Annotated in this window: 19 protein-coding genes; 9 read left to right on the forward strand and 10 right to left on the reverse strand. The window is 58.3% G+C overall.

The features are described 5' to 3' along the window. Nucleotides 1-311: 311 nt before the first annotated feature. Both BIO17B3_RS19010 and BIO17B3_RS19015 read right to left on the reverse strand, forming a co-directional pair. The gene (locus BIO17B3_RS19010; RefSeq protein ID WP_156055333.1) at nt 312-773 is read right to left on the reverse strand and encodes a pilin; all 462 of its coding nucleotides are present in this window, start codon (nt 771-773) and stop codon (nt 312-314) included. Between the two features lie 97 nt (nt 774-870). Beyond that, on the reverse strand, nt 871-1332 hold the full coding sequence (locus tag BIO17B3_RS19015) for a pilin (RefSeq protein ID WP_156055334.1): 462 nt from the start codon (nt 1330-1332) through the stop codon (nt 871-873). Nucleotides 1333-1807: 475 nt separating this feature from the next. On the opposite strand from BIO17B3_RS19015, the gene BIO17B3_RS19020 reads away from it, so the two are divergent. The 7 genes from BIO17B3_RS19020 to BIO17B3_RS19050 all read left to right on the forward strand — a co-directional run bounded on the left by BIO17B3_RS19020 (nt 1808) and on the right by BIO17B3_RS19050 (nt 3885). Then, complete coding sequence (locus BIO17B3_RS19020) at nt 1808-2077, forward strand: type II toxin-antitoxin system ParD family antitoxin (protein ID WP_156055335.1); 270 nt, start codon at nt 1808-1810, stop codon at nt 2075-2077. Further along, a complete protein-coding gene (locus BIO17B3_RS19025; RefSeq protein ID WP_156055336.1) occupies nt 2074-2409 on the forward strand; it encodes a type II toxin-antitoxin system RelE/ParE family toxin in 336 nt (111 codons plus the stop codon). The genes BIO17B3_RS19020 and BIO17B3_RS19025 overlap by 4 nt, the downstream gene beginning before the upstream one ends. Nucleotides 2410-2445: 36 nt before the next feature. Continuing rightward, a complete protein-coding gene (locus BIO17B3_RS19030; protein ID WP_156055337.1) occupies nt 2446-2757 on the forward strand; it encodes a hypothetical protein in 312 nt (103 codons plus the stop codon). 30 nt (nt 2758-2787) lie between these two features. After that, complete coding sequence (locus BIO17B3_RS19035; RefSeq protein ID WP_156055338.1) at nt 2788-2973, forward strand: SEL1-like repeat protein; 186 nt, start codon at nt 2788-2790, stop codon at nt 2971-2973. A gap of 66 nt (nt 2974-3039) precedes the next feature. Continuing rightward, on the forward strand, nt 3040-3252 hold the full coding sequence (locus BIO17B3_RS19040; protein ID WP_232054373.1) for a RepB family protein: 213 nt from the start codon (nt 3040-3042) through the stop codon (nt 3250-3252). Nucleotides 3253-3352: 100 nt separating this feature from the next. Further along, the gene (locus tag BIO17B3_RS19045; RefSeq protein WP_156055340.1) at nt 3353-3601 is read left to right on the forward strand and encodes a type II toxin-antitoxin system ParD family antitoxin; all 249 of its coding nucleotides are present in this window, start codon (nt 3353-3355) and stop codon (nt 3599-3601) included. Further along, the gene (locus tag BIO17B3_RS19050) at nt 3598-3885 is read left to right on the forward strand and encodes a type II toxin-antitoxin system RelE/ParE family toxin (RefSeq protein WP_156055341.1); all 288 of its coding nucleotides are present in this window, start codon (nt 3598-3600) and stop codon (nt 3883-3885) included. Before BIO17B3_RS19045 ends, BIO17B3_RS19050 begins: the two co-directional genes overlap by 4 nt. Nucleotides 3886-3940: 55 nt before the next feature. Here the strand turns inward: BIO17B3_RS19050 and BIO17B3_RS19055 are convergent, their stop codons facing one another. Continuing rightward, nucleotides 3941-4150, reverse strand: coding sequence for a hypothetical protein (locus BIO17B3_RS19055; RefSeq protein WP_013124639.1), 210 nt, complete (start codon nt 4148-4150; stop codon nt 3941-3943). After that, nucleotides 4141-4800: a cobyrinic acid ac-diamide synthase gene (locus BIO17B3_RS19060; protein WP_232054374.1), complete on the reverse strand. Its 660-nt coding sequence runs from the start codon at nt 4798-4800 to the stop codon at nt 4141-4143. Before BIO17B3_RS19060 ends, BIO17B3_RS19055 begins: the two co-directional genes overlap by 10 nt. Before the next feature lie 197 nt (nt 4801-4997). On the opposite strand from BIO17B3_RS19060, the gene BIO17B3_RS19070 reads away from it, so the two are divergent. Together BIO17B3_RS19070 and BIO17B3_RS19075 are read left to right on the forward strand one after the other, a co-directional pair. Next, nucleotides 4998-5246 (forward strand): type II toxin-antitoxin system ParD family antitoxin, encoded by a 249-nt coding sequence (locus tag BIO17B3_RS19070; RefSeq protein ID WP_156055340.1) that lies wholly within the window; start codon nt 4998-5000, stop codon nt 5244-5246. After that, nucleotides 5243-5530, forward strand: a complete 288-nt coding sequence (locus tag BIO17B3_RS19075; protein WP_156055341.1) for a type II toxin-antitoxin system RelE/ParE family toxin — start codon at nt 5243-5245, stop codon at nt 5528-5530. Before BIO17B3_RS19070 ends, BIO17B3_RS19075 begins: the two co-directional genes overlap by 4 nt. Before the next feature lie 55 nt (nt 5531-5585). Here BIO17B3_RS19075 and BIO17B3_RS19080 read toward each other — a convergent pair whose 3' ends face one another. The 6 genes from BIO17B3_RS19080 to BIO17B3_RS19105 form a co-directional block, all read right to left on the reverse strand. Further along, nucleotides 5586-5795 carry a hypothetical protein gene (locus BIO17B3_RS19080; RefSeq protein ID WP_013124639.1) on the reverse strand — a complete coding sequence of 70 codons (210 nt, stop codon included), beginning with the start codon at nt 5793-5795 and terminating at the stop codon, nt 5586-5588. After that, the gene (gene parA, locus BIO17B3_RS19085; protein ID WP_156055343.1) at nt 5786-6418 is read right to left on the reverse strand and encodes a ParA family partition ATPase; all 633 of its coding nucleotides are present in this window, start codon (nt 6416-6418) and stop codon (nt 5786-5788) included. The genes BIO17B3_RS19080 and parA overlap by 10 nt, the downstream gene beginning before the upstream one ends. A 72-nt stretch (nt 6419-6490) precedes the next feature. Then, on the reverse strand, nt 6491-7069 hold the full coding sequence (locus BIO17B3_RS19090; RefSeq protein WP_156055344.1) for a hypothetical protein: 579 nt from the start codon (nt 7067-7069) through the stop codon (nt 6491-6493). A gap of 538 nt (nt 7070-7607) precedes the next feature. Continuing rightward, complete coding sequence (locus tag BIO17B3_RS19095) at nt 7608-7874, reverse strand: hypothetical protein (RefSeq protein ID WP_156055345.1); 267 nt, start codon at nt 7872-7874, stop codon at nt 7608-7610. Then, nucleotides 7871-8515 (reverse strand): hypothetical protein, encoded by a 645-nt coding sequence (locus BIO17B3_RS19100; protein ID WP_156055346.1) that lies wholly within the window; start codon nt 8513-8515, stop codon nt 7871-7873. The genes BIO17B3_RS19095 and BIO17B3_RS19100 overlap by 4 nt, the downstream gene beginning before the upstream one ends. Further along, nucleotides 8497-9300, reverse strand: coding sequence for a hypothetical protein (locus tag BIO17B3_RS19105; RefSeq protein WP_156055347.1), 804 nt, complete (start codon nt 9298-9300; stop codon nt 8497-8499). The genes BIO17B3_RS19100 and BIO17B3_RS19105 overlap by 19 nt, the downstream gene beginning before the upstream one ends. Nucleotides 9301-9355 lie beyond the last annotated feature (55 nt).

Here is a 9355-nt window from a genome sequence, read left to right on the forward strand (position 1 = left end):
CAGCGGCGAGGGGGGGCTTCGCCCCCCAACCCCGACCGGGCGCTGGGGCGCCCTTTCGCCTCGGCGCAGAAAATGAGCAAACGGCGCGCCCATAATCGCGTTGCGATTATGTTCACGCCCTTTGCGTCATTTTCTTTGCTCGACTCATTCGGGGTTGGCTCCCCCCAATCCCTCGCCTAGGGGCTCGGGAGGTCGGGGCTGGACGCCCCGCCCCCGCTTCGCGGTTCCCCAACAGCATTCGCCTGCGGCTCATCAAGCCAGGCCTAGACAGATCGAGGAGATATTCCGTTGGGATAATGCGGGGAGTGCACTTAACGGCAAGACGCCGGAAGGTATGGGGTAGGCACTGCGGTGGCGGGGGTCGTGCCGCCTGGGGCATTGGTGCAACTCCAGGTGATTGAATTCGCACCGCCGACGCCGGAGAGATAAAGCGTCTTGCCCTGAATGGCGGAGTTTGCTTTGGCGCCGCCGTAGGTCACGGTGACAAGCACGCCGCTGCCGGGATTGCTCACGCTCAGGCTCGACACATAGTTGCCGGAAATTGAACTGGGCGAGGGTAGGCCGATGGAGCCATTATTCGCAGGAAAGCGGCTGTTCTGCGCGTAGTAATCCCAGATGCCGATCCGCGCCCCCTCCATCAGGCTCAGACCTTCGGTGAGCTGGGCGCGGATGACGTAGGTCTGATAAGCCGGAATCGCAATTGCCGCGAGAATACCGATGATGGCTACCACGATCATCAGCTCAATCAGGGTGAAACCGCGATGGCTGCGCATGTGGCCTCCGGGTGAAAAAAACCCGCCTCGCGGCGGGTTTCTGGGTGAAGAAAGAGCTGGCTAAGAAACTAAACCGGACCCTGTTATTTCATCTAGCTTAGGTACCCGTACAGGTTGTCGCCGAGCCCAAATATTTTTGCGCGATGGTCGATGTGCATGTCCAAACGAACGTATTGTCGGCGGTAGTACCGGTTGCCGCAAGAGCAGGCGGTGTGAAGGTGATTGTTTTTCCAGCGATGTTTGCATTCACGCCGGTTGCATTAAACGTGTAGACAATTGCGCCGGTGTCGGCGGTTACGGTTGCAGCACCATATTTCCCCGTGATGTTAAGAGAAGCGGCAGTCGGTTTCGTGGCTGCGCCGGGGTAGGCCCCGTTGTTCTGAGCGTATTCAGCGATAGTCGTTTCTGCGCCAGAGACTGAGCTGAAAGCTTCTGAAACTTGTGCACGGGCAATGTAATCCTGATACGCCGGAATCGCGATGGCCGCCAAAATACCGATAATCGCCACGACGATCATCAATTCGATCAGCGTGAAGCCTTGTTGCAGTTGTTTTTTCATCTGAAACTCCTGAGAGTGAAAGTGCTGTAAATCAAGAACGGTAGGGTAAAAAATCCGCAGCCGGGGCGAAACAAAGTCTGGAGATGCTGCGTGCCCCGAGCTGCGGTGGACTGACATCACCCCCCGATGGGCAGGAGGGATAGAGCACACGCCGTGCCAAACCCGTTTCGTGAAATACCACACACATTAGGTGAGCCGCGCGGAGTGAACGGGCGGTCCGTCGCGGCATTTGGGCGACAAAACTTCGGGTGTCGGCCGATTTGACCGACATGGCCTAGGTGGTGTCGGCCTAATAGCCCGACATGGCGGAGAAAACCGGCGACGATCCGCGGCTGCGAACCCTGCACCGATGCGGTTGGGCTGCTCAAAAGCGGCGCTCGCTGGTGGCAACGCGAAACGCCGAGTTTCGAGAAGCTGGACGATAGGCGACCATCAGAATAGGATTAAATCCTATTCATGTGCTTTGGAGGCCGCTATGCGAACCACACAACAACTGAGCATCACCCTACCTAACGACATGGCGGATGTGGTGAAAACCAAGGTGCGGACGGGCGAGTACGCCACCGAAAGCGAAGTGATCCGCGACGGCTTACGCGCCCTCCTGGCGCGTGATCGAGCCGTTGAAAGCTGGCTGCATCACCAGGTCGGTCCGGCCTACGATGCGCTCAAAGCAGACCCTTCCCGCGCCGTCACGGTTGACCAGGTGCGCGCCCGCCTTGCCGCCGAACACGCCAAGGTGCGATGAGCTATCGCGTGGTCTTCTCGCCCGAGGCCGAGGAACAGCTTGCAGCCCTGTATGGCTACATCGCCGCCGCGGCCTCTGCCGACATAGCAGCGCGCTACACCGAGGCGATTGTGAGCTACTGCGAGAGTCTGCGCACCTTCCCTCTGCGCGGCACCCTGCGCGATGACGTCCGGCCCGGCCTACGCATCACCCACTACAAGAAACGCGCCGTCATCGCCTTCGATGTGGACGCCGAGCTGGTGTCTATCCTTGGCGTGTTCTACGGTGGCCAAGACTACGAAACGATCCTGCAAGACGACTCCGAGGACGGCGCGGCGCACGGAGTCTCTTAACGTACGATTTTTTCCGTTTTCTGAGGCGAGCCCAAAATGACCGAAACAACCGAGAGAATCCGCGCCTGCAGTGTGCCAACCGCCGCGTTGCTGCTGGATCGCAGCGAACGCACGCTGCAGCGATGGTGCGAGGACCGCACGCTGCAGGTGGTGCACCGCGATGCGCGCAGGGGCAGCCGCCAACTGGTGAATCTGGCGCAGGTGCTGGAGTTTTTCGGGCCGTATTCCACGCCAGACTTTGCAGCTCTGATCGAGGCTGCCGATGCGGGGAGCGCCGAGGCGGAAACCGATCTGGGCCTGGCGCTTTTGCAGGAAGGCCAGGCCGTGGCCGCTGTCGCCTTCTTCTAGCGCGCCGCGCGCCAGGATGACCCGGAGGCGATGCACTGGCTGTATCGCTGCTACCGCGAGGGGCTGGGGATCGAGCGGGATGAGAATTTGGCGATGATGTGGCTGCACAAGGCGGCAGCACTTGGCCACGTCATTGCGCAGGCGCAGACTTCAGCCTTGCGGGACTTGGCCGTGCAGCAGTTGGCATCGGGCGCCGCCGCCCGACAGGCGGGGTAAATGGCGCAGACGCGCAAGGCGCCGCCCCCACCCCCGCAGCCTCCCGGAAGGCCGCGTAAGGGAGAGGTGCGGGAACCGCTGTCGGATGCGGAGCGGGCACGCCGCTATGCGGCCAGAAAACGGGCCAAGGCGCGCAACGCGGCCTTGGTGGCGGTGACGGTGTATCTCTCACCGCAAGCCACAGACCGGCTCACCGAGCTGGGCATTCGCCGCCAGGCCACGCGGGCCGAGGTGCTGGAAAAACTCATCCTGCAGGCTGATCCGTTCGCGCGGGAGTAGGCGCAGAAGAAACGGCTCTCTTTTTGGGGGGGGCAGCCCAACCAGGCACTGAATGTACCAAAATTTGGTACATTCAGTGCCTCAACAGGAGATTGCTCTCATGAACCGAAACACCTCCGTCTCCCTCGGGACGCACTTCGTCAGTTTCATCGATTCCCAAGTGCAAGGCGGGCGCTATGGCACGGCCAGCGATGTGATCAGGGCAGGTCTGCGGCTGCTGGAGGAGCACGAATTCAAGGTCAAGGCGCTGCAAGATGCGCTCCGTGCAGGTCTTGAATCCGGCGAGCCGCGCACGGTTGACTTCGAGGCGTTCAAGGCGCGTAAGCGGGCAGGGCTTTCGCCGCAATGAAGGCGGTTGCGTTCTCGCCAGCGGCAGAGGCCGACCTGGGCGAGATTTGGGACTACAGCGCCGATAAATGGGGGCCAGACCAGGCCGACGACTACATCGATGCCATTCGGGATGCGTGCGATGCGTTGGCCCAAGGGACAAGGCACGGTCGCCCTTCCGAGGTGTTGCCCGACTTCCAAAAGTACCTGTGCGGCTCGCACGTGATTTATTTTCTAGACTACCCCGATCATTTGGACGTGATCCGCGTTCTGCATCAACGACAGGACGTCGAGCGGCATCTTTAGCCCATGCCGGGGCCGCTGTCCCGCGTCGCCAGGCTACGCGGGCCAACATCAATCTTCATGCACTCACATCTTCATGTGAGTATGGCTTCATCGCTTCCATGATGAGCTCGGTCAGCGTTTTTTCTTCCCGCAGAGCGCGCGTTTTCCAGACTTGCCGCACGCGCTTGGGCACGTTCAGATTGATGCGGACGATTTCTTCCTGCGTGACGGTTGCGAGTGGAAGAGTCGGGCGCACTTCATGCAGCGGCTTGGATTTCAGAGCCATGATTTCATCTCCAATTCTTCTATCAGTTGATTCATCTCCTGCTTCGCATGGGCATCGGCCAAGTTGTAGACGCTCAGCCCGTCGGTGAGCGCCTGCGCGAAGACCACGCGATTGCCAATTGAGTGCTCCAGCATGGAAACGCCGTAATCGTTCCATTCCCCGGTCAAAACCTCCTTGGAGAGTTTTGAGATGCCACTCACACGGTTCACCAGAAACCCCGCATCGATCCGTCCGCCAACATCGATCTTTTGTTGAATGAGCTTGACCGCAGCGGCAGAGGCCCAGATGTCGGCTCCGCTGGGTTGAATGACAACGAGGGCGGTTTGCGCAATACGCACCACAGCCGCCGTCATCTTCTCGGCCTTTGCGGGGGTGTCGATGACCACCAGGTCGGCCTGGATCGAGGCCAGAGATTGCAACATTTCAGGGCGATCCAGGGCGACGACGGGGGGTAGATCGATGCCTTCAGGCGATGCGCTGCGCCAATCCCTGCTGGTGCCTTGGGGGTCAGCATCGACCAGGACGACGCGCCGCCCCCGAAGATGCAGGGCGCTGGCTAGGTTGGTTGCAATCGTGNCGGCCAGAAAACGGGCCAAGGCGCGCAACGCGGCCTTGGTGGCGGTGACGGTGTATCTCTCACCGCAAGCCACAGACCGGCTCACCGAGCTGGGCATTCGCCGCCAGGCCACGCGGGCCGAGGTGCTGGAAAAACTCATCCTGCAGGCTGATCCGTTCGCGCGGGAGTAGGCGCAGAAGAAACGGCTCTCTTTTTGGGGGGGGCAGCCCAACCAGGCACTGAATGTACCAAAATTTGGTACATTCAGTGCCTCAACAGGAGATTGCTCTCATGAACCGAAACACCTCCGTCTCCCTCGGGACGCACTTCGTCAGTTTCATCGATTCCCAAGTGCAAGGCGGGCGCTATGGCACGGCCAGCGATGTGATCAGGGCAGGTCTGCGGCTGCTGGAGGAGCACGAATTCAAGGTCAAGGCGCTGCAAGATGCGCTCCGTGCAGGTCTTGAATCCGGCGAGCCGCGCACGGTTGACTTCGAGGCGTTCAAGGCGCGTAAGCGGGCAGGGCTTTCGCCGCAATGAAGGCGGTTGCGTTCTCGCCAGCGGCAGAGGCCGACCTGGGCGAGATTTGGGACTACAGCGCCGATAAATGGGGGCCAGACCAGGCCGACGACTACATCGATGCCATTCGGGATGCGTGCGATGCGTTGGCCCAAGGGACAAGGCACGGTCGCCCTTCCGAGGTGTTGCCCGACTTCCAAAAGTACCTGTGCGGCTCGCACGTGATTTATTTTCTAGACTACCCCGATCATTTGGACGTGATCCGCGTTCTGCATCAACGACAGGACGTCGAGCGGCATCTTTAGCCCATGCCGGGGCCGCTGTCCCGCGTCGCCAGGCTACGCGGGCCAACATCAATCTTCATGCACTCACATCTTCATGTGAGTATGGCTTCATCGCTTCCATGATGAGCTCGGTCAGCGTTTTTTCTTCCCGCAGAGCGCGCGTTTTCCAGACTTGCCGCACGCGCTTGGGCACGTTCAGATTGATGCGGACGATTTCTTCCTGCGTGACGGTTGCGAGTGGAAGAGTCGGGCGCACTTCATGCAGCGGCTTGGATTTCAGAGCCATGATTTCATCTCCAATTCTTCTATCAGTTGATTCATCTCCTGCTTCGCATGGGCATCGGCCAAGTTGTAGACGCTCAGCCCGTCGGTGAGCGCCTGCGCGAAGACCACGCGATTGCCAATTGAGTGCTCCAGCATGGAAACGCCGTAATCGTTCCATTCCCCGGTCAAAACCTCCTTGGAGAGTTTTGAGATGCCACTCACACGGTTCACCAGAAACCCCGCATCGATCCGTCCGCCAACATCGATCTTTTGTTGAATGAGCTTGACCGCAGCGGCAGAGGCCCAGATGTCGGCTCCGCTGGGTTGAATGACAACGAGGGCGGTTTGCGCAATACGCACCACAGCCGCCGTCATCTTCTCGGCCTTTGCGGGGGTGTCGATGACCACCAGGTCGGCCTGGATCGAGGCCAGAGATTGCAACATTTCAGGGCGATCCAGGGCGACGACGGGGGGTAGATCGATGCCTTCAGGCGATGCGCTGCGCCAATCCCTGCTGGTGCCTTGGGGGTCAGCATCGACCAGGACGACGCGCCGCCCCCGAAGATGCAGGGCGCTGGCTAGGTTGGTTGCAATCGTGCTCTTCCCGGTGCCGCCTTTTTCATTGAGCAGTGCGATGATCTTCATCGGTGTATGTGAGCACCTGAGTGTTTGAAGATATGAGTATATGAGGACTTGTTCGGAAAGTGTGTTGGATATTTATGTATCGAGGTTGAGCTGGCTCTGGTGCTCTAGGGTAGAGGCCTCGGCGGAAGTCGTACGGCGGCGGTACTCCTTGATGAACATGACACGATCTCCCTTGAAGAACAGTGCCGGGTTCACCCAGAACGAGCTGGCGGTTTTTGCAGCGATGAAACCTTTGGCAAGCAACTCTTTAAGACCGCGCTGAAAAGTCTTCTCGGACATGCCGATATCTCTGCCAGACAGCCCGCCATCGAACCAAAACAGTTCAACGCTATCGGCATAGCCGCCTCGCATGGGTGTCTTCTGATACTCGTCGAGGACGGCCTGGAAGACTCGCTGTGCCGTTCTATTGAGTCCGTAGGCGGCACTCACGCCGGCAGCGAAGACCTTCACGAACTCAGCATCGTCTCTTTCTTCGATTTGATGAATGGCGGACACCCCAACGATTTCGCCAGTTCTTGAGTTGATCAGGTCTTCGCCCCGCCCTGCGCGTACCAGCCGACGCTTGATCGTCAACGCCTGGGACTCGACGAGGGGATTCACGGTCGGGCTGTAGTCCAAATTTCTGAGATTGATTGAGGGAAGATCGGACATTTTTCGTGGCTCAGTTGTCTATCGGTGGACGTAGCATAAACGACCTAAAGACAAAAAAACATTATTTTTTGTCCCGGAATGTCCTGCGTTTGTCTTTCGAGGGTTCAAAGTTGTCTCGACGCTCTAGCAACCACGCGGGTTGCAGCGATTTCCCTTCTCTCTCTTTGTTTTCCCGCGCGAACAGAGGAACTAAAAGTGCCCCCGCAAGCGGGGACATCACGGCGCTTCGCGCCTTGACGACCCCGGTCCGCAGGGGGCGTGCCGCCCCCTCTCCGCCCGGTGGGCGCGGACTCGACCCCCGGGGGCCTAGCAGCCCCCCAGCGCGCTTTGCGCACTGGCTCCCCCCGCAACCAAAAACGGCTTAGCAGGGTTGTGGGTTTGTGGGTTTGTGGGTTTTGATCTAAAGGTCTCAGTTAGCTCGACGCCTCAGCGTCGAGCTGGGCCTGCGGCCTCAGCCGCAGAGCACGCCTCAGCGTGCGTGCCCTCCTGGGCAAGCGCGTTGCGCGCAGCCCATTCATGGGCCGTAGGCCCACACTTTTTAGGATTTGGTGTTCAAGCGCCGTTGAAGCGCTTCGAGGCGCTGTTTGACTTCCGGTGATGGGCCGCAGGCCTGCGGCTGCGGTGTTGCGTCGTTGGCCAGCGCAGAGGGTAATTCCAGGCCCAAGAGGCGGGCGACGTTGACGGGATAGGGCTTTCTATTGCCTAGATGCTCCAGGGCCGCTAGGGCGCGTTCTGGGCCCACCTGTCGCAGAATCCATTGCCATTCCCTCTCCGCTCGGGCGTTCGTCAGCAGTGGCTCGGTCACAGGAAGCCTCCTAGCGCGTTCAGGTCCTGCTTTTTATGCTGGATTTCTTCGTCGAGCTGGTCCAATTCTTCCTGGCGCTCGCCAATGGTCTCTCTCAAGGATTCCAGCTCGTTTTGAGATGCTCGGATTTGCTGACGGATTCTTTCGTGCTTAGCCTCGGCATCCATTTCCCTTGATCGTGCCTGCTGGGCACGGTCTTCGGCCTGCTCGATGGTTTGTTTGGCTTGATTGAGTTTCTGTTGAGCCGGTTCGATCCAAGCAATGACGCCCCGCCAAAAAACCAAGAATCCTAGGCCTGCGGACATCAGCACAACCGATAACTTCCCAGATAACGCTATCCAGTAAGGCCACCCGCCGCCGGGAAAGCCGGCATCAATCGCTTGTTTTCCCTCAGTCATGATGTTTCCAGGACAGAGGTTTGCGAACACCCCAAGGGCCATGCAGCCTTGGTACAGGCTGGCGGCGTTCTGATATTGGGCAGTCTTGGCCGTCAGACTGGCGATTTGCTGCTGCAATTCTTCGTTTTGCTGGGTCAGTTGCTTGACCTGGTCTTGCAGGTCTTGCGTGTTATCGCATCCCGCGAGGGACAGGGTGAGGGTGAACGTCAGAAGCAGGAGGACGACTATTCTATTTTTAGCCATTGTATTCTCCCGCTAACCCACTCCGGAACCTCGTATTGCCGGTCAATATGCCATTTTGATTGCGCGTCTTTTTTCCAGGCATGCACCTTTTTTCCGGGTTCAAATGCCGCTTTATATCGTTTTAGGATCGCATCAGAATCGCTGATAATTGCGCAACTATTAAATCTCGCCGGTTTTTCTTGGGTTGCTTTAAGAGATAGAATGATTCCAAGGACAAAATCATCCAGCTTGCGTTCAAATTTTGCCGTTAATTCGATTTCAACGGCCATCGTTCTACTCTCTGAAATGTTCCACAAAACATCCGGTTGTTTTAATTGGCGCTCTGATTTTTCGGATAACTCTTGTGGCGTTTTGAAGTCTTGAATAGCACCGGAATTCAGATTCTTGATGGTGGCCTTTTGCGCAAGCAAGTCATGCCTTAATAAAGCCTGATTCACCTTATACGGGTTTGTGTTGTAATCTAATAAATTTTCTCGGAAACGTTCGACTTCTGCAATTCCCGTATCCGACAATGTGACGATCTTGGCGGGAATATCTTCTACGATGCTGCCCGCTGCCGTCTTCGTTTCGACCATCAAGCCCGACTTAACAAGCTTGGCCGATAACCCGCGGCGCTGGGCTCCGGATAGCAGATCGATCGTACTGGGTGAGCTCCAGCCCCAGCGATAGACCCAATCGAGCGCGAGCCGGATACGCTCACGGCCGAGCTCCCGGGTGGTTTTTCCAGAGTCTGTAAGCGCCTGCCTAGCCTCTGCCAGGCGCTGAATCTTGTCAGTGTTTTGCATGCGTTCAATATTGCAATCGATCACGCAGATAGTATCGCATTGAAGGGTACGTGAT

Origin of the sequence: Thiomonas sp. OC7 (assembly GCF_900634595.1) — a bacterium.
Classification (GTDB): domain Bacteria; phylum Pseudomonadota; class Gammaproteobacteria; order Burkholderiales; family Burkholderiaceae_C; genus Thiomonas; species Thiomonas arsenitoxydans.